The sequence below is a fragment of the Brevibacillus formosus genome (assembly GCF_003013405.1).
GTDB lineage: Bacteria > Bacillota > Bacilli > Brevibacillales > Brevibacillaceae > Brevibacillus > Brevibacillus formosus.
Map to the genome: position 1 here is coordinate 108,531 of NZ_PXZL01000013.1, position 18,950 is coordinate 127,480.

The following is an 18,950-nucleotide window of genomic DNA, read 5'->3' on the forward strand; positions in this document are numbered from 1 at the left end:
ATTTATAGAAGATTTAAACTAAGGGAGGCTGCGGTGGACAATCTCACGTTATTGCTCATTGAAAGAATGGGCATTCTTTTGACGCTAGCATTTATTTTGACAAGGACACCGCTGTTTCGACAGCTCTTAGACCGCGAATTGCACGTAGGGACTTCAATCGCATTTTCCGTCATGTTCGGATTGTTTGGGATTGCAGGTACATATGCAGGAGTGGTCGTGCAAGGGGAGAGCTATCTTCCTGCGTTTTGGATTTTTCGTTTGTCCTATGACGAGATAATCGCCAATTCTACTTTGGTAGGAGTCGTCATTGGAGGTTTGTTAGGAGGGCCTCTCGTTGGCCTGGGGGCAGGTGTCATTGCTGGGCTTCATGTCTTTCAATTGGGCGGATTCGCCGCAGCACCGATGGGCTTGTCGATCCCGATCACGGGGTTGCTGGCAGGATACGTAGCGCGTTTTTTCTCACAGGAGCGGGTTATTTCTCCGTCCAAAGCCATGTTCATTGGCATGTTCGCACCCATTATTCAGATGTCGCTTTTATTGATCATGGCAGCTCCGCCTGAGCTGGCGCGAACCATGGTCAACGTGATTGGGATTCCAATGGTGCTCACGAACAGTGTTTCGATTGCGATTTTTACGACGATGATACGGGTTGCCTTACAAGAGGCAGAACGTTCGGCAGCCATTGAAGCGGAGCGTTCCTTTACGATAGCGGAAAGAATTTTGCCACATCTGAAAAGGGGGCTTACACCGCAAACGGCTCAGTCAGCAGCCCTCGTCTTACAAAAAGAAACGAAAGCAGCGGCGGTTGCGGTAACCGATCGAGAACGGCTTCTAGCACATGTAGGAGTGGGGGCGGATCATCATCATCCCGGAGAAGCGATCCATAGTGAGCTCGATATGCGGGCCCTGTATAGCGGTGGAATCGACAAGGGGTTGACGCGAGAGAGCGTCGGATGCAAGCGCAAAAATTGTAACCTGCATGCCGCGATTCTCGTGCCGATTAAAGAGGGGGACAGCGTCGTTGGTCTGATCAAACTCTATTATCGGAGGCCGCAACAAATAGGAAAAGTCCAGGAAGCATTGGCAAAAGGGCTTGGCAACCTGATCTCCAATCAATTGACCCTGTCTCTCACGGAACAAATGAAAGGGTTAATGAAGGATGCTGAGTTGCGGATGCTACAGGCGCAGATTCATCCTCACTTTTTGTTCAACACGTTGAATTCCATTGTGACCTTGATACGAATTGATCCGCAGCTAGCTCGGCATATGACCGTTCAGCTTGGCGTGTTCATGCGATTCAACCTGAAGCTCACAGCGAGTCCGCTTGTCACCGTGAGACAGGAGCTGGATCACCTGCATGCTTATTTGGAAATTATCAAAATCAGATTTTCCGAGCAATTCGCCGTTCGCACTATCATTGATGCGGGGGTAGAGGAAGCCCTTATTCCTCCTGGCACGTTGCAGCCGTTAGTTGAGAACTGCATTCAGCATGGTGTTCGCGACATCACGAACGGCGGTGAGATCATTCTCCATGTGAAACGGGAGGATGTGCATGTTGTTTTTCAAATCGAAGATAATGGCCAAGGCTTTCCTGACAACTTGCTGCCCGTTTTGGGAAAGGTGCCGATGGAGAGTAAGGAGGGCAACGGAATTGGCATCCATAATGTCAACCAACGTCTGATCAGCTTGTGCGGACAAGATGCCCAACTTCATTTTGCCAACAAACAAGAAGGCGGCAGTATGATTACGTTTACGATTCCGATTACAAAAGAGGTGAGTGCCTGATGCCAATACGCGTCATGATTGCAGAAGATGAGCGACTAGCACGCGAAGAACTGAGCTATTTACTGCTACAAGAAGGAGATGTAGAACTGCTGCCCTATGCCACCAATGGACGAGAGCTGTTGGAGATGGTCGATGTCCACGAACCGGATGTCGTCTTCCTCGATATGAAAATGCCTGAGCTGGAAGGAGCGCAGGCAGCGAGAATGCTCGCCTCACGCAAGCAGCACCCCCTCATCGTTTTTTGTACTGCGTATGAGGAATTTGCCATCGATGCGTTTAAGCTTTACGCCGTCGATTATTTGTTGAAGCCTATGGAGCCAAAGCGGCTGGTAGAAACGATGCAACGGATACGAGAGCGTCTGGTCAAGCCGAAAGTAGAGCCTGTCCAGACAAAACGGACCAAGCTGTTGGTAGAAGACAACAGCAGATTAGTGGTCATTGATCCAGTAACGATTGTCTATGCGGTGCGGGAGGAGCGATATGTGCAAATCGTCACCCAAACGGCTACCTATTCGACGCGGATGACTCTGACACAACTGGCGGAAAAGCTTTTTGCATATGATTTTTTCCGTACCCATAAAAGCTATTTGGTCAATCTCCAATTCGTGAGCGAGCTAGAGCCATGGTTCAACGGTGCCTACAATCTGATTTTGAAGGGAGAAGGCAGACCGCGTATTCCCGTATCTCGGACCTCTGCCAAAGATTTGCTCAAACGTCTCGAGGAGTAAGCCTAGCGATCCATCGTTTGCAGATTGTGGTTAAAATTCTGCCACTGACACGCTCTCCCCGACATCTTACGCAGAAAAATACACGGATAAAAAAGCATTCTCTACAATATAGGAAGCGCTTACATTTCGTAGATGAGGGGGAGGTTCCCATGGGCAAATCCGCTTCGGCAAAAAAAGCCGAGGATCAGAAGAAGCAGGCTGTTGATTATGCAGCAGTGATTCAGTCAGCTACTTTCAAAGAGCTTTTGAGAAGAAAAAAAGCGTTTATTTTGCCATCTTCTATTTTTTTCTTCGTGTTTTACTTTACCCTTCCGATTTTAACCTCTTACTTCACCGTATTGAATCAACCGGCATTTGGAGCCATTTCGTGGGCGTGGGTATTTGCCTTTGCTCAGTTCGTCATGACATGGGGTCTCTGTATTCTGTACACCAAGCGGGCAGAGCAGTTTGATCAACTCGTAGAGAAAATCAAACAAGAGGCAGGTGGAAGGGGCTAATGAACGTTACTGCATTTTTACTTTTTCTCGTCATTGTATTGTTGACACTGATCATTACCTTTTACGCTTCCAAAAAGACGAATACGACCAGTGAGTTTTATACCGCTGGAGGAGGACTGACGGGTTGGCAAAACGGCCTCGCGATTGCGGGAGATTACATGTCGGCAGCTTCCTTCCTGGGGATCGCCGGAATGATTGCGCTGAGCGGGTTTGATGGCTTTTTCTACAGTATCGGCTTTCTCGTCGCGTATCTCGTTGTGCTCTACTTGGTAGCAGAGCCTTTGCGTAATTTGGGAAAATACACGATGGCTGATATGATAGCCGCGCGTTTTGACAATAAAAAGGTTCGTGGTGTCGCCGCTCTCAATTCGATTGCCATCTCGATTTTTTATATGATCGCGCAATTGGTTGGAGCAGGGGCCTTGATCAAGCTGCTCTTGGGGCTGGATTACACGACCTCCGTATTGATCGTAGGGGCATTGATGACGATCTACGTCGTATTCGGCGGGATGACGGCAACCTCGTGGGTGCAGATCGTCAAAGCAGTTTTGTTGATGGTCGGGACATTTATTATCTCCATGATGGTTTTCGCCAAATTCGATTTTAATCTTTTGAAAATGTTCGAGCAAATGAAGACGGTGACACCATTGGGAGAGCAATTCCTCAATCCTGGCAACAAGTTTAAAGTGGGACTTGATACGATTTCCCTGAATCTCGCGCTTGTGCTCGGAACAGCTGGATTGCCGCATATTTTGATTCGTTTCTTCACCGTAAAAGATGCCACGACAGCTCGCAAGTCGGTCGTGTACGCGACGTGGATTATTGGTGCCTTCTATGTCATGACGATCTTCCTCGGCTTCGGAGCGGCAGCGTTTGTAGGAGCGGGAAATATGGACCCAGCAGGCAACATGGGGGCTCCCCTGCTAGCGCAAGCACTCGGCGGTAACTTCTTGTTCGCCTTCGTATCTGCGGTTGCCTTCGCTACCATTCTCGCAGTAGTGGCTGGGCTGGTGCTGACAGCGGCTTCTGCCTTCGCGCACGACTTTTACGGACACGTATTACGTCAAGGAAAAGCAACAGAAAATGAGCAAATGAAGATGGCCAAATGGGCGTCTGTCGGAGTCTCGATTGTCTCTATCCTGCTCGCCTTGTTTGCGCAAAATCTGAATGTGGCTTTCCTAGTTGCCCTGGCTTTTGCAGTAGCGGCGAGTGCAAATCTACCAGTGATTTTGTTTACGATCTTCTGGAAAAGATTCAATACAGCAGGAGCAATCAGCGGGATGCTCGTCGGATTGTTCAGTGCTCTCATTCTGGTTGCGTTGAGTCCGAATGTTTGGAATCCTGTGGCTGGAAAAGCCATTTTGGTCGGCGAAGCGCTGTTTCCATTGCCGAATCCGGGTATTGTCTCGATCCCGTTAGGGTTTTTGGCAGCGTGGATCGGAACCTTGTTGTCCAGCTCCCGTGATGATAAGAAGTACGATGAAATTTTGGTGAAAGCGAATACAGGAATGAAAGATTCAGCGTAGAAACAGTAAACGTAGGAAGCTCATGCCACGAAGAGAAGGCTGGGGTTAGCCCCTGGTCTTTTTTTCATTTTTGCAAGAAGGGAGAGGTATTGTCCGTGACGACGATCATCTTTTTCCTTGCCGTCATTATCGGAACGATGGCCATCACTTACTCAGCTGCCAAACAGACTGGGACGACGAGAGACTTCTATGCAGCAGGAAATCGTTTGAACGGGTTACAAAATGGCATTGCCATTGCAGGCGATTACATGAGTGCTGCCTCGTTTTTGGGGATTGCGGGAACGATTGCGATGTACGGCTTCGACGGGTTCGTGTATGCGATTGGCTTTTTTGTCTCTTATCTGATTATTTTGTTTTTAGTTGCGGAGCCATTGCATAATTTGGGGCGCTATACGTTGGCAGACGCGATTGCCGTCCGGTTTGACAGTCGTTGGCTGCGTGGCGTTGTTGCCTGTACGACTCTATTAATTACGATTTTTTACATGCTGGCGCAATTAGTTGGGGCGGGTGCCCTCATTCATTATTTATTGGGAGTGCGTTACGATACGGCGGTCCTGATTGTCGGGAGCCTGATGACATTTTACGTCGTGTTCGGCGGGATGGTAGCGACCTCGTGGGTTCAGATTATTAAAGCGATTTTGCTCCTGACAGGTACATTGATCCTAAGTCTGACGGTGTTTGCGCGTTTTGATTGGAGCTTCTCTGAAATGTTTTCCCATGTAAGTACGATTACACCTCTTCAGGAACAGTTCTTGCAGCCGGGTAATCAACTTCATGATCCACTGGAAACGATCTCCCTGCATTTGGCTTTGATTCTCGGTACCGCGGGACTTCCCCATATTATCTCCCGGTTGTTCACAGTCAAGGACGCAAAGACGACTCGAAATTCGATTTACACCGCTACCTGGGTCATCGGCGCCTTTTATTTAATGACGATCTTTCTCGGTTTCGGGGCGAGCACGTTTGTAGGCTATGAGGCATTGAAAAATGTCGGCTTCGGGGGAAATCTGACCGTTACGCTATTGGCGGATGCTCTCGGTGGAGAGTTTTTGATGGCGTATATTGCTGCCGTTGCCTTCGCGACGATATTGGCAGTCGTGACAGGGCTAGTGCTCTCCGCCTCTTCTGCGTTCGCGCATGATGTCTACAGTCATCTTATCAGGCGAGGGGAGGCATCGGAAAAAGAACAGGTCACCATGGCAAAGCTTTCATCAGTAGCGGTGGGCGTGATCTCCATTTGGCTGGCTATCGGTGCAGAAAAAATGAACGTGGCGATTCTTGTTGCGCTAACGTTTGCGGTAGCAGCATCATCCAATTTGCCACTGCTGTTGTTTACGTTGTATTGGAAGCGGTTTACCGTGCGAGGAGCGATTTGTGGCGTCCTGACAGGGTTAACGGCATCAGTAGTCCTTGTCATTTTGGGACCGACTGTTATGCATCCCTTAACCGGACTTATTCGTGCGGAGCCACTATTTCCACTGACGAATCCTGGATTGGTCTCTATACCACTCGGCTTTTTAGGGGCGGTGCTCGGAACACTACTGGATCGACCTGATCCGGATGCCGAAATGAAGTACCAACGTGTACTGCTTCAGGCGTTGACGGGAATCCGAGTTCCACCTGGGGAAACGCAGCAGGAATCTGCATAAAGCCTTTCCGTGTGCCCCACTCTAGGAGTAGAAGGAGGAGGGGCAAGTGGGTACGACGAAAGAGTCAGACGCTTTATCACATGACCAGCCAGACGTTTATGAGCGCGCAAGGCTGGCACTGGATGATTTGATTGAGGAGCTATGTGAAGCGCTGGAAGAGGAAGATACCGAAGCCTATAAGCGAAAAGGCTATGAAATGATTGGAAGCTACTTTCGTGAGCCGGTCAATACCGGGGAGTTAACCTTGATTTATGCAGCGGTGCTTGCAGATATCCTCTATAAGCTGGAGTTGACACAGCAAGCGCAAGACGTAACGATGGTCCGGGATGAGTACAGCATGATGAAAAAAGACGATTGAGTGGCGACTCCGTTTGAGGGTCGCCTTTTTCATTGGCGCGACCCGGCCCTGCATGTTTCATTGGGCAATTATTCATACTACGGGTAAACGACATCAAAATGGGTGATTGGTATGGAAAAGGTCGGGCTCGTTTTGCAGGGAGGGGGTAGCCGTGGGATATATACTGCTGGCGTTTTGGATTACTTTATGGAGCAGGAGCTATACATCCCGTATGTGATTGCCGTGTCAGCAGGTGCGTGCAATGGAGCGGCTTACTTGGCGAGGCAGCGCGGATTGGGCAAGATTTATCATATGAAATACATTCGCGATCCCCGATACTTTCACTATAAAAATTTGATCAAGAAGCGCTCACTATTTGGTATGGATTTTATTTTCAATGAGATGCCTAACAAGCTGGAACCGTTTGCCTTTGATCGGTTTCGCGAAGCGAAGGAAAAGTTTGTCGTCGTTACGACGGATTGCACGACAGGGGAAGCTGTTTACTTTACGAAAGACGACTGTGAGGATATTTTCCATGTGATTCGAGCTTCGTGCAGTCTTCCGTTTCTATCGCCCAAGGTTACGATCAACGGACGTAAGCTATGGGATGGAGGCATCGTGCATCCGGTACCTTTCATGAAGTCCATGCTTGATGGCAATCAAAAGCATATTATTGTGCTTACTTCTTCATGTCCGCCAAGTGAGTGGATGCGCAAGCTTTCGTTTGTCGAGCGTCTTTTTTCCAGAAGTACGCGCTTGTGCCAAGCTTTTATTCGTCATTTTCGCATCTATTACGAGACTTTAGAGCAGGTCAAAGAGATGCAGAAGGAAGGTAAAGCGTTTGTTATCGCACCTCCTGCGGGTACCTTTCTACGAGGTTTTGAACGTCAAGAGGAGAAGCTGGAGCATTATTACAGACAAGGCTACCAGGATGCTCATACCCAATTTTCTGGGCTTTGTACATGGCTTGGTCTTGGCAGGAACAGCTGAAAAATGAGGAGATATCTGCCTAGCGGATGTTTTTTCGGCAAAATCACGTGAAACAGGTTTTTCCAAAGCGAAGAAAGGGAAGAAGCATCAGGGGAGGATGGAATCAGGAGGAAAGACCCCATGAAATATGTGAATGTAGACCTAGTAGAGCCAGGAGACGTTTTGGCTCGAAGCATTTATACAAGCGAGGGCTTGACGCTCTTGCATGCAGGTGTCCAGCTGACTGTCGGAATGATTAATAAATTGCGTCGGTTTGGCGTCACGATGCTAAGCATCAAAGACCCGCTGCTCGATGAAGTGAAAGAGCAGGAGGTCGTCACGGAGACTACTCGGAAGGACGCAATCCGCAATCTGTCACAAGCGATTTCGTGTGTGCAGTCTGGAAAAAATTTTGATGTCCGCGGCATTCAAAAATCAGTGGGAAGTATCATCGACGAAACCTTAAGAAATCGTCGCGTGCTCTTGAATCTGGGAGAAATTCGCACGACTGACAATGCTATGTACATTCATTCCTTGAATGTGTGCATGATGGCGACAGTAATGGGCGTAGGATTAGGCTATAATACGGCTCAATTAAAAGAGCTCGCCATCGGAGCCCTCTTGCATGACATTGGAAAGCTGTCAGTCGACAAGGAAGCCCCAGCCTATAAAAAGAACAGCAAGACTAATCATCATACGTGGCTGGGCTTTGATCTGTTGCGAAAAAAACATGAAATGAGCATTGTGTCCGCGCACGTTCCTTTGCAGCATCATGAATGGGTGGATGGTAGTGGGCAGCCACGAGGACTGACTGGCGATGAGATTCATGATTTCGCTAAGATTGTTGCGATTTGTAACTACTATGATAATCTCATCTCGCCTTTTTCAGCGGAAGACGAGACGTTGCCTGCGTATGAGGCTTGCGAAAAAGTCATGGGGCTCGCGGAGAAACGCTTTGATCATAAAATGGTCATTCACTTTTTGCGCTCGATTGCCATGTACCCGACAGGAACCTCGCTGAAGCTGTCGACAGGAGAGATCGGGGTGATTATTGACCAAAATAGAGGCTTGCCTTCACGTCCAGTCGTTCGGGTCATTCGAAGAGACCAGCAGGCGACTCGGCGGATGGTGGATGATCATGAGATTACGGACATTGATTTGAGTGAGAAGCCTACTATTTTTATCACTGCTGTCATGGACTAGGACAGTGAAAGAATAGGACTCCCTATCAGGGAATATCCCTACCAAGATCAGGGAAAACCCCTACATACACGTAGGGCCCACAGGGCTACAATGGACTCAAGGCAGATGGGTACATAGAGCTACACCGCATTTGCCAGATGAAAAAGAGGAAGGACGTGTCATTATGTCCCGTATTCTAGTCCCTGTTGATTTCTCAGCGCAGTCCATTCAGGCGGTCCGCTTTGCGCTGGCATACGCCAAAAATAAGCATGATATCACATTGCTTCATGCCATCTCTCCGTTCCCTTCACGCAATGTTGTCAGAAGGTTGGGACGAGATGTTGTAGAAGATTATCAATTGGATGAGGCAAGAGAAGATCTGAAAAAATTCCTGTCGATTGTTGAAGAAGCCGGTATCACGTATGAATTGGAGATTGAGTTCGGAGAGCCGCATGAAGTCATTGCGAAGCACGCTGCGAATGACTATGCCGCTATCGTAATGGGAACACATGGCTACGGCCGCATTACAGGCTTTCTATTGCAAAGTGTCAGCTATCCGACACTCCATGATGTTAAAGTTCCGGTCTTCCTCATTGCAGAGGAGACAGATGAGAACCGCTTCCCTTGGAATAAAGTACTCATTGCAGTAGATGGCTCCGATCATTCGATGGAAGCTGCGAAAAAAGCCATCGAGATGAGTCAGCACCTCCCAGATGTATCGTATACGCTTTTGTCCGTTGTCATCCCACCAGTCACATATGCAGGTGTTTATGGCGTAGGCTGGGATAACATGAATACACTCGAAGGTTGGGGACGTGAATCGTTAAAACCTTGCGAGGAGATGCTTGAAGCTGCATCGCTTCCTTTTGAAAGCAAGGTCGTGGTCGGAGATCCAGCGACTGTGATCCGTCAGACCGCTGAAGAAATCGATGCTGGACTGGTTGTGCTCGGTCATCATGGCCAAGGTGCAGTCGCAGGTACGCTGCTCGGCAGTGTGACGTTTAAAACGATTCATCGTACGAAAACACCACTACTCATTGTGAAAGCATAGCATTTTATTAGAAAAAGCTGTCCGTTTGGTGGACAGCTTTTTTGCTTGGTCGTATGTCTCTTACGATAGAGTTTGCGCCTGCTTGTGTTCGAGAAGTTGGTTAGCTCCATCTTGTGTTACTTCCGCCGAATCCCACTTGATTCGATTACATCCCCATGCAGCGAGCAGAAGGATGACAGATGCAATCAAAAATACCGTAATCAATGAAGTCATCTGCATGAGCGGACCTGCTGCAAAGGAACCGACCATCATGAGTCCGACCATGAGCGGTGAAATCGTTCCATTCACCCTTCCGATATATGCTTCATCCACGAGCTTGATCATGAACATACCGATTACAATCTGTAAAAATGCCATCCCTATTCCGGTAAAAAAGCGCATCGCTGCAGTTAGGTACATCCATACAGAGAGAACTTCTACGGCGACGGAGAGAGCGAAGAATATTAATCCACCTGTAATGACCCAGCGACTATTCAAGCGTTCCAGATAAATGGAAGCCAAAATGCCGCCCAACAGCATACCCAAACCGTCTAGCGCGGTAAACCATTGAATGGCTTCCTTGGAAAGTAAAAGACGATCCGTGATGACAAATACCTCCAGTGAATTGATAAAACCCGAGGATAAGCCCAGACATGAAAAGGTAATGGCGATCCGACGCAAGGCTGGTCGCTTTTTTACATAGGCAAAACCTGCTTTAATCTCAGAAAGGAGAGTTCCACCTTCCTCTGTTGCACTGGCAGTTGAGGTGGGAAGTATCAGCAAGATCAGTGCCGAGACGAAGAACAGGCCGGCCATCGTTAACAGGGAAGGGTAGATGCCCCACTGCTCAAAGAAAAAGGTACCAACAATCGGGCCAACCAGCAGAAAAATCGAACCCGTACTTTGTGAAATAGACACAGCTGCTGCAACTTGCTCATCAGGAATATGACGCTTCATCATCTTGGCAGAAGAAGGCTGGGAGAACTGCGACACGACAGCCGAGATAAAGGTCGCAAAGAATACAGCGATCCACATCCCTTGCCAGAGCAAATACACGATGACCAATACAGAGAGGGCGCTTAACAGGTTCCCGGCTATCATCGTTCGCTTCGGGTTCCAGCGATCAGCCAATGCCCCGCCAATAATCGAAAAAACCAAGATCGGCGCAAGTTCGATAGCAGTCAAAAGCGATACGGCGGTCGGATTGTTGCCGCTCGTCTCCATCACATAGTAAAGCAAGGCCATGTTACGAATCCATATACCGATATTTTCTAATGTATCCGTGATAAAAACGGTGAGAAAAACTTTGTTTCCCCAAAGACCTTTCATAGGTCATATCACTCCCGAAAATTTATACCGAACGTCCGGTTTAATTGAAGGTAAAAAAATGCTACTTGGCAACAATGCCATGCAGCAAAACGTCAATGCTCCTCTTCAGTAGAGCATGAAGACGCTCGTCATCCATTTGATAACCTACGTTAATCATTCCGTTCAAGAGCCCTTCCAGTATCATCGCCATTTCTTCGGGATCGCATGGGGCGAACTCGCCTCGGTCGATTCCTTCTTGGAAGAGCGAAGTATAGAGAGTATACGTGGAGCCAAGCATTTCCAGCACTTGTTCCAAAATAACTGGATCGGCGAGCTGGCTGCCGGAGAACTCTTCGCCTGCTTTTTTTAGAGGGTGGGACAAAAAATCCTCCAAGAAAAAAGCAGCTAAGCCGTACAGTTTATCGATGGATGTCTCGAATTCTTTTTCTTTTTCCTGCCACAGGTCTACCCATTCGTTGTACTGCTTTTCAAGCAAATGCAGGAACAACTGCTCCTTGTTTTTGAAGTGGTAATAGAGGCTGCCCTTACTCGCTCCAGTTGCTTGGCAAATGTCCTCAATGGAAGTGGCTGAATAGCCTTTCTGAGAAAATAACTCGGTGGCTTTCTCTACGATATGTTGTTTGGTTTTCTCTCCATCGAGACGACGCTTTGACATTTTTTAAAAGCTCCTTTTTCTAGACTGAACGTTCGGTTTAGTTTTAGTTTATTCGATCTAACAAGGAAGCGCAAGTGCTCGAGTGAGAAAAAGGGACAGAGGGAAAAGTAATAGGAAGCGAGGAAGGGAGGGATTACCTTGCAAATCGGTTGTCATGTCAGTATTCGTCATGGGTATGAGGAGGCGGCGAAAACTGCATACAAAGAAGGAGCACGATCATTTCAATTTTTTCCGAAAAACCCGCGTAGCTTGGGCGTCAAGCAATTCGATGCCCGGGATGCAGAACGGTGTCGCGTTTTTTGTCAGCAAAACGGTATGCTGTCGATTGCTCATACCTCATACCCGGTGAATCTTTGTGTCGAGGAGCAGGAGCTTTTCGCAGTGACAATGGGCTCCGTACGAAATGACCTTGAAATTGCCGAAGCTTGTGGAGCGTTGGGCGTAGTCGTTCACTTTGGCCAGTATAAAGGCGCGGATGTCCTTACCGGTTACAAAATCATGATCCAGATGGTCAATCAAATACTGGATGGCTGGAATGGAAAAGCCCAGCTGTTAATCGAAAACAATGCCGGGCAAGGCAACCGTATGGGCACGACACTCGAAGAGCTTACACAGGTTCGACAATTGTTTGCTGAGCCACAAAAGGTAGGCTTTTGCTTGGATACGTGTCATGCATTTGCCAGCGGATTGTGGAAAGGGAATGATTGGGGGGAAGTAGCCGATCGGATGCGAGAGCTCGATTATTTTACGAGCTTGCGTGCCGTTCATCTGAACGATTCTGTTTATCCGAGTGGTTCCTTTCGGGATCGGCATGCCTCCATCGGAAAAGGAATGATCGGTGATGCAGCCATTGCCGCTTTTTTGCAAACACCCGAATTGCAAGGACTTCCCATCGTTCTGGAAACGGCGAGAGGCTCAGAAGGGGGACATAGCGAAGAAATCAAACATGTTCGTCTGCTTAGAGACAATTGGCAGGGCTGACCATGTTGTGGTAGAGTGTGAAATGATGTGTTCAACACGGGAGGGGTACCTATGAAAAAGCGTATTAAGGTGACGATTGCGGATTTTACTCATCTGACAGAAAACTTGAATAACCCGGAGGAGCTCGCTCTGTACGAAGCGGCGAACGGTAATACATACGATGCTGAAATTGAGCATGATGGATATGCGATTGTGGATGTAACTGACGAGGATTACATTGAGCTGGCTCCAGGGGAGTATCAGCTGATGATCGAGGAGTGGACAAACGCCGGACAAATCGGCGAAAGGACACTGCAAACCATGTCCGACCCAGCGGATGACAAAGCTTTGCTGTACCGTACAGTGGACAAGGAAGGAACGGAAATACAAGCACCGCAATCATTGCCGAAGCAAGTAGTCGAGCTGGTTGCAAATACGTGGTTTGGCAAAAAAGCAAAGAAGATTGAGGAGTAATCCAAGAACGAAAAGGAGCGCTGCGAGGTAGCGCTCCTTTTTATGCTAATAAGAATGTATAGGCGCAATGAAGACCACACCAAAGGCTTGTTGTAGTCAAATTATCTAATGAGTAGCATGGAACATTGTGAAGATTATCCCTCAGTTTAAACTGATGAGGATCTTATGTTCAAAAGGTACCGATGAACCAACAAAGCTGGTGAGAAGAAAAAGCGCAGGACTCGCAGACCTTGACAACGCCTACCCAGTCGGAACTTCAAAAAGGGGCCCGGTTGTCGAACACTTCTTCCCTGAGAAACGTCCGCCTGTAGGGTGGCTTTGGATCGACGGTCCCCTTTTTGAAGTGGAGACGGACAGTCAATCCCCCTTGCGGGCGTGTCAGAGTTGAAGAGAACTGCGCTTTTTCTTCTCCTCCACAATGTTGACTCAGCTTCCTAATCATTCCTCCTCGGAATCTAGCTGAATCCCATACTTTCTAATCCGCCGCATAAGTAGCGACTGGGTTATGCCGAGGGCCGCTGCTGTTTTGCGAGTCGTTTTGTGTGTGCGCAATGCTTGCAGAATAAATTCCATCTCAATTTTCTCCATCCGCTCTGTAAGAGACAGAGAACCGAGTGAAAGAATTCCCTCCTCCAGCTCACGAATACTCCGCAGTTCTTCTGGCAAATCACTGACTTGGATTTCATCCAGCTTGGACGTGATGACGATCCGCTCTACCAAATTTTCCAGCTCCCGCACATTTCCAGGCCATTCGTATTGATGCAAAACATCCAGCGCTTCCGGGGAAAAACGCCGTTTCTGGTTATGCTTGCTATTGAATCGCTGTAAATTGTGGTGTAGTAAAGGGAAAATATCGTCCTTTCTCTCCCGTAATGGCGGAACATTGATTGGCAAAATATTAAGGCGATAGTACAGGTCGTGTCTGAATTTGCCCAACCGCACGAGTTCCTGAAGGTTGGCATTGGTTGCCGTTATAATGCGGATGTCAGCTGTATATGTTTTCGTGCCGCCGATCGGCATAAACGTTTTGTTTTGCAGGAGCAGTAATAATTTCGATTGCAGGTGGTAGGGAAGCTCGCTGATTTCATCCAAAAAAAGCGTCCCTTTGTCCGCCATTTTCACTAATCCGATTTTCCCCGAGTGACTCGCCCCCGTAAATGCGCCTTTGTGGTAGCCGAACAGCTCTGACTCGATCAAGGTTTCGGGAATGGCACTACAGTTGACGTGGATGAACGGACCGCTGCTTCGTTCGCTCAATTGATGGATTTGCTCCGCAAGATAGCTTTTTCCTACGCCTGTTTCACCTGTAATAAACACGGTCGTGTCGACAGGGGCTGCTTTTTTCATTAATTCCAGCAAGGCGAGATAGGAACGGCTGTTGCCAATCAAGGTTTGGGAGGAGCTCTGGCTCGCTTCCCACTTCATGAGCTGAATCTCTTCGCTGTACCGCTTTAGCAAAGCAACCGTCTCTTCCAGCTGTGAACTGGCACGGGCTGCCTCAGTGATATCGCGCGAGTGGGAAACAATCAGCTCCGGCCTTCCATCCTCATCCGGGATAATATGTCCGGTCACCAGAAATTTTCCCTTATTATTGACGAGCTGAATGGTTGTGGTCGGTTTTCCCGTTTCCAAGACCAAGCGGGTGACAGAAGGACTGAAAATCCCCATTTCTTCGAGGTCGGATACGTTTTGCCCGATGAGTTCGGCTTTTGGCAGACCACACAGGTTCTCACTGGCATTGTTTAACCATAAAGTAGTTCCCTGTGCATCAGCAATGAATATGCCATCTGCCAGTGTGTTCAGGATGTCAATAAAACGATCAACAGAAGACAGTGCTAGTATCTCCGCAGCTTTTTCCATGTTGAGTAGCTCCCCGGTTTTTCAACTGATTGTACAAGATCAAATTGATTGTTGTATAGTGAGTCGAATTTAAAACTAGTTGAGTCGAAATCGATTCGAGCAAAAAGTTAGACTTTTCCTGCCTTTTCGTTTCAAAAGTGAGTCTATTTCGACTCAGCAATAGGAATTGCTTGTAGCTTGATTGCGTTTTCTTGCCGTTTTTAAGCTTGGCACAAGAGTTGCTTTTATATAGTTGGACGTAAGCGATTTACCCAAGAATAAGAGATAAGGAACTGCATGCGATGTTATCAAAACTGGTGACGCACGAACAAGCAGTGGAGCATGTTCTGGATGGCACCCGGCTGATGTATGGCGGATTCGGCACGATTGGCTCCCCGGCACAATTGATTGATGCGATCTTGCACAAAGGCGTGCAAAGCTTGACACTTATCGGAATTGATGCGGGGTATCCAGAAATCGGAATCGGAAAGCTGATCAGTCATGGACGGGTGAGGCGGCTGATAACCACACATATTGGCTCCAATCCCGAAGCAGGTCAACAATTGATGGACGGAATGCTGGAAGTGACATTTTGTCCACAAGGAATTTTCGCAGAAAAGATTCGGGCAGGAGGTGTTGGTATTCCAGGAATCGTTGTGGATGCGCATGTGGGAGGAGAGCGAATGGAAGGAGCAGAGCCGTTTGCTTTTGCCGGAAGATCTTGTCAGATTGAAGCCGCCCTTACTGCGGAGGTAGGGATCGTCTATGCGAAACAGGCGGATACTTACGGAAATCTCATTTATGACAAGGCGGCAAGAAATCTGAATCCGCTAGTAGCGATGGCGGCAGATATCACAATCGCTGAGGTGGAAGAGATCGTACCCGCAGGAGAGCTGGACCCTGATAAAATCGTGACGCCTGGCATTTTTGTGGATTATATCGTGGTTCGTGGCGGAGGGAACAGCTAATGGGGTTGGAAATGGATCAGCGAAATATGGTTGCGTGGCGTGCGGCCAAAGAGGTCACTCCCGGAATGGCAGTGAACTTGGGGATCGGGATACCTGAGCTCGTCGCTGATTTTATCCCGCATGAATGGCAGGTCATGTTTCACTCGGTGAATGGAATCTTGGGTGTCGGACCTACGCCGTTAAAGGGAGAAGAGGACCAGCATATCTCAAACGCTGGTGGGGCTCCTGTTACCGTTGTCCCAGGGGCATCGTATTTCGACAGCACCATAGCGTATGGCATGATCCGAAGAAGAAAGCTGGATGCAGCGTTTATCGGGGCTTTGCAGGTGAATCGCCGAGGAGATCTGGCAAACTGGATTGTTCCTGGCTCACGTGTTCATGGTATTGGTGGAGGAGCAGAGCTGGCCTATTACGCCAAGAAAGTGATCGTGCTCATGAGCCATGTCAATCAGGCAGGTGAGCCCAAAATCCGCAGGGAGTGCACGCTGCCACTGACGGCGAAGGGCTGCGTCGATCTCATTATCACCGAGAGGGCCGTAATCGAGGTCACGCAAAGAGGCTTGCTTTTGACAGAGGTAATGTACCCGTTCACCTTGGAAAATGTCATCACAAATACCGGGGCACCTCTAATGATTTCAGAAAATTTACAAATGGTTGAGTAATGAAAAATGTAAGCGCGAACATATAGAACAGGGGGATAAAGCACATGAAAAAAACAATCAAAACGATCGCAGGAGTCGTATTTTCGTTGTCACTACTTGTAAGCGGATGTAGCCAAGGCGCATCCACTAACAGTGCGGGAGGGCAAGCGGGTGGGGCTCCTGCTGGAAATGCATCGTCCATGACAAAAGAGGCAGGCGTATTTGTTTATGCGGCTTCCGGTGAATATCAGCCATTCAGCTACTTCAAGGATGGTCAATTGACCGGATTTGATGTCGAGATCGGCAATGAGATCGCCAAGCGCTTGGGGCTTGAGCCAAAGCCAGTCACGTCGCCTTTTTCCGGTATTATCGCGGGGGTAAAGGAAGGACGCTACGATGCGGCGATTGCCAGCCATGCGATTACAGAAGAGCGGAAGCAGCAGGTTGATTTCGTAGACCCGTACTACTTGTCTGGTGGGCAACTGTTCGTTCGCCCGGATGGGACGATTAGCACGCTGGAAGGTTTAAAAGGCAAAGAAGTGGCAGTCGCACTCGGCACAACACACGAAAAGATGGCGCGGGAGTATACAGACAACATCAAAACGTATGACAGCGATGTAACGGCTCTGCGTGCCTTGGAGCAGGGCAAACACGATGTCGTGATTACAGATAGCGTCGTAGGGGAGATTGCCATTGCGCAAGGCTTGAAGCTCAAGAAAAGCGGGAAGCCACTCTCTGAAGTCCAACATGGAATCGCAGTGCGCAAAGGAAATACGGAATTGCTTAATAAAATCAACGAAGTACACAAGCAAATGATGGAGGATGGTACTTACGCGAAACTGAGTGAAAAGTACTTTAATCGCGACATTAGCAAAGCCGAATAGTGAGTTGGTATGAGAAGTATATTCCATTACGAGTGAGGGGTGGCATCAAGTGCCCAGTTTTGCCCATCTGACAGAAGAGTTTTTCCGGACATTGCCGTTTTTTTGGAAGCCGTTGCTGCTGACCTTTCAGCTGACGATCGCTTCTGTTATCGTAGGCTCGATTATCGGATTGTTTGTCGCCTTGTTAAAGGTATCCAAGCTTCCAGTTGCACGTTTTATAGCCAATACGTACATCATGATCATCCGTGGTACGCCGTTGGTCGTGCAAATTTTCGTCTTGTATTTCGGCTTTTACAAAGTCATTGACCTCGGTCAATTTTGGTCGGCAGCGCTTGCTCTGGCGATCCACAGTGGAGCTTATATCGCAGAGATTTTCCGAGGCTCGATTCAGTCGATTGATAAAGGACAAATGGAGGCAGGTCTGTCTTTAGGCATGTCCGCTCGTCAGACCATGCGTCGGATCATTTTGCCGCAAGCGTTGAAACGATCGATCCCGCCGCTTGGCAACCAGTTTATTTTGTCTTTGAAGGAATCGTCTCTGGCCGCATTCATTGCCATGGATGAGTTGTTCTCACTGGCCCGCCGCTTGTCTGCGGAAACCTTTGATGAAATGACGTACTTTTTGATTGTGGCGCTCTATTACTTGGTTATTGTCATGGCGTTTACGTATGTGGTCCACATCATGGAGAAGCGTTTGGCCAAAGGAGAGGCGTAAAGCGGAGGGGAAAGACGATGGAAAAGCAAAGAGAAATGATACGCGTGCAAAATTTGAAGAAAAGCTTCGGAAAAGTGGAAGTTCTCAAGGATGTCACCCTGCAAGTCGGAAAGGGCGAGGTCGTCGTCTTGATCGGTGCCAGTGGATCGGGGAAAAGCACATTGATTCGATGCATTAATTTTCTGGAGATCAAGGACGGCGGAGAGATTTATATCGAAGGAAAAAGCATCGATCCGAAGAAGGATGACTTGACCAAAGTACGGCAAAAGGTAGGCATGGTGTTTCAGCACTTCAATCTGTTTCCGCATAAAACCGTTCTGGAAAACATCATGGAGGCTCCGCTGATTGCGAAGAAAGCGGACAAGGAAGAAACGAGGCAGGAAGCGCTCCGGCTGTTGAAAAAGGTAGGTCTTTCTGAAAAAGCGGACGCCTACCCATCCAGCCTCTCCGGTGGCCAAAAGCAACGCGTGGCAATTGCGCGTTCGCTGGCGATGAAACCGGAGATCATGCTCTTCGACGAGCCAACCTCAGCGCTTGACCCAGAGCTGGTAGGGGAAGTGCTGGAGACAATGAAGCAGCTCGCACAAGAAGGAATGACGATGATTATCGTGACGCACGAGATGGGGTTTGCCAAGGAAGTGGCTGATTGGGTGGCGTTTATGAATCAGGGCAAGATCATCGAAATGGCTAGACCCCAAGAGATTTTCAACAATCCGAAAGAAGAGCGCACGAGAGAATTTTTGAACCGTGTACTGTAATGGCGTAAAAACGAAAGGGAGCTG

At 48.4% G+C, this 18,950-nt stretch carries 19 protein-coding genes; 16 read left to right on the forward strand and 3 right to left on the reverse strand.

Going from position 1 to position 18,950, the window contains the following annotated elements:
- Window positions 1–33 precede the first annotated feature (33 nt).
- The 9 genes from C7R91_RS13020 (at window position 34) to C7R91_RS13060 (ending at window position 9,724) form a co-directional block, all read left to right on the forward strand.
- Window positions 34–1,785, forward strand: coding sequence for a LytS/YhcK type 5TM receptor domain-containing protein (locus C7R91_RS13020; protein WP_047068720.1), 1,752 nt, complete (start codon window positions 34–36; stop codon window positions 1,783–1,785).
- Window positions 1,785–2,513, forward strand: a complete 729-nt coding sequence (locus C7R91_RS13025; protein WP_047068721.1) for a LytR/AlgR family response regulator transcription factor — start codon at window positions 1,785–1,787, stop codon at window positions 2,511–2,513. Before C7R91_RS13020 ends, C7R91_RS13025 begins: the two co-directional genes overlap by 1 nt.
- Before the next feature lie 149 nt (window positions 2,514–2,662).
- Window positions 2,663–3,010, forward strand: a complete 348-nt coding sequence (locus tag C7R91_RS13030; RefSeq protein ID WP_047068722.1) for a DUF485 domain-containing protein — start codon at window positions 2,663–2,665, stop codon at window positions 3,008–3,010.
- Window positions 3,010–4,536, forward strand: coding sequence for a solute symporter family protein (locus tag C7R91_RS13035; protein ID WP_047068723.1), 1,527 nt, complete (start codon window positions 3,010–3,012; stop codon window positions 4,534–4,536). Before C7R91_RS13030 ends, C7R91_RS13035 begins: the two co-directional genes overlap by 1 nt.
- An 89-nt stretch (window positions 4,537–4,625) precedes the next feature.
- Window positions 4,626–6,185, forward strand: coding sequence for a solute symporter family protein (locus C7R91_RS13040; RefSeq protein WP_371863593.1), 1,560 nt, complete (start codon window positions 4,626–4,628; stop codon window positions 6,183–6,185).
- Between the two features lie 46 nt (window positions 6,186–6,231).
- Window positions 6,232–6,543: a hypothetical protein gene (locus C7R91_RS13045; protein WP_047068725.1), complete on the forward strand. Its 312-nt coding sequence runs from the start codon at window positions 6,232–6,234 to the stop codon at window positions 6,541–6,543.
- Between the two features lie 111 nt (window positions 6,544–6,654).
- Complete coding sequence (locus C7R91_RS13050) at window positions 6,655–7,512, forward strand: patatin-like phospholipase family protein (RefSeq protein WP_047068726.1); 858 nt, start codon at window positions 6,655–6,657, stop codon at window positions 7,510–7,512.
- Window positions 7,513–7,632: 120 nt separating this feature from the next.
- Window positions 7,633–8,694 carry an HD-GYP domain-containing protein gene (locus C7R91_RS13055; protein ID WP_047068727.1) on the forward strand — a complete coding sequence of 354 codons (1,062 nt, stop codon included), beginning with the start codon at window positions 7,633–7,635 and terminating at the stop codon, window positions 8,692–8,694.
- 163 nt (window positions 8,695–8,857) lie between these two features.
- Window positions 8,858–9,724 (forward strand): universal stress protein, encoded by an 867-nt coding sequence (locus C7R91_RS13060; protein ID WP_047069468.1) that lies wholly within the window; start codon window positions 8,858–8,860, stop codon window positions 9,722–9,724.
- 60 nt (window positions 9,725–9,784) lie between these two features.
- Here the strand turns inward: C7R91_RS13060 and C7R91_RS13065 are convergent, their stop codons facing one another.
- Window positions 9,785–11,032, reverse strand: a complete 1,248-nt coding sequence (locus C7R91_RS13065; protein WP_047068728.1) for an MFS transporter — start codon at window positions 11,030–11,032, stop codon at window positions 9,785–9,787.
- A 61-nt stretch (window positions 11,033–11,093) separates the two neighbouring features.
- Window positions 11,094–11,687: a TetR/AcrR family transcriptional regulator gene (locus C7R91_RS13070; protein WP_047068729.1), complete on the reverse strand. Its 594-nt coding sequence runs from the start codon at window positions 11,685–11,687 to the stop codon at window positions 11,094–11,096.
- Window positions 11,688–11,825: 138 nt separating this feature from the next.
- Here C7R91_RS13070 and C7R91_RS13075 point away from each other — a divergent pair, with 138 nt between their 5' ends.
- Window positions 11,826–12,668: a deoxyribonuclease IV gene (locus C7R91_RS13075; RefSeq protein ID WP_047068730.1), complete on the forward strand. Its 843-nt coding sequence runs from the start codon at window positions 11,826–11,828 to the stop codon at window positions 12,666–12,668.
- A 51-nt stretch (window positions 12,669–12,719) separates the two neighbouring features.
- Window positions 12,720–13,121, forward strand: a complete 402-nt coding sequence (locus C7R91_RS13080; RefSeq protein WP_047068731.1) for a hypothetical protein — start codon at window positions 12,720–12,722, stop codon at window positions 13,119–13,121.
- Window positions 13,122–13,559: 438 nt separating this feature from the next.
- On the opposite strand, the gene C7R91_RS13090 is transcribed toward C7R91_RS13080, so the two are convergent.
- Entirely contained in the window at window positions 13,560–14,981 is a 1,422-nt protein-coding gene (locus C7R91_RS13090) for a sigma-54 interaction domain-containing protein (RefSeq protein WP_047068732.1), read from the reverse strand.
- Between the two features lie 281 nt (window positions 14,982–15,262).
- Between C7R91_RS13090 and C7R91_RS13095 the strand changes: the two genes are divergently transcribed.
- Genes C7R91_RS13095 through C7R91_RS13115 form a run of 5 tightly spaced genes read left to right on the forward strand, consistent with a single transcriptional unit; the run spans window position 15,263 to window position 18,926 of the window.
- Window positions 15,263–15,928: a CoA transferase subunit A gene (locus C7R91_RS13095; RefSeq protein ID WP_047068733.1), complete on the forward strand. Its 666-nt coding sequence runs from the start codon at window positions 15,263–15,265 to the stop codon at window positions 15,926–15,928.
- Window positions 15,928–16,590 (forward strand): 3-oxoacid CoA-transferase subunit B, encoded by a 663-nt coding sequence (locus C7R91_RS13100; RefSeq protein ID WP_047068734.1) that lies wholly within the window; start codon window positions 15,928–15,930, stop codon window positions 16,588–16,590. The genes C7R91_RS13095 and C7R91_RS13100 overlap by 1 nt, the downstream gene beginning before the upstream one ends.
- Window positions 16,591–16,634: 44 nt before the next feature.
- Window positions 16,635–17,453 (forward strand): ABC transporter substrate-binding protein, encoded by an 819-nt coding sequence (locus tag C7R91_RS13105; protein WP_047068735.1) that lies wholly within the window; start codon window positions 16,635–16,637, stop codon window positions 17,451–17,453.
- 49 nt (window positions 17,454–17,502) lie between these two features.
- The gene (locus tag C7R91_RS13110; protein WP_047068736.1) at window positions 17,503–18,168 is read left to right on the forward strand and encodes an amino acid ABC transporter permease; all 666 of its coding nucleotides are present in this window, start codon (window positions 17,503–17,505) and stop codon (window positions 18,166–18,168) included.
- Between the two features lie 17 nt (window positions 18,169–18,185).
- Complete coding sequence (locus C7R91_RS13115) at window positions 18,186–18,926, forward strand: amino acid ABC transporter ATP-binding protein (protein WP_047068737.1); 741 nt, start codon at window positions 18,186–18,188, stop codon at window positions 18,924–18,926.
- Window positions 18,927–18,950: the final 24 nt, after the last annotated feature.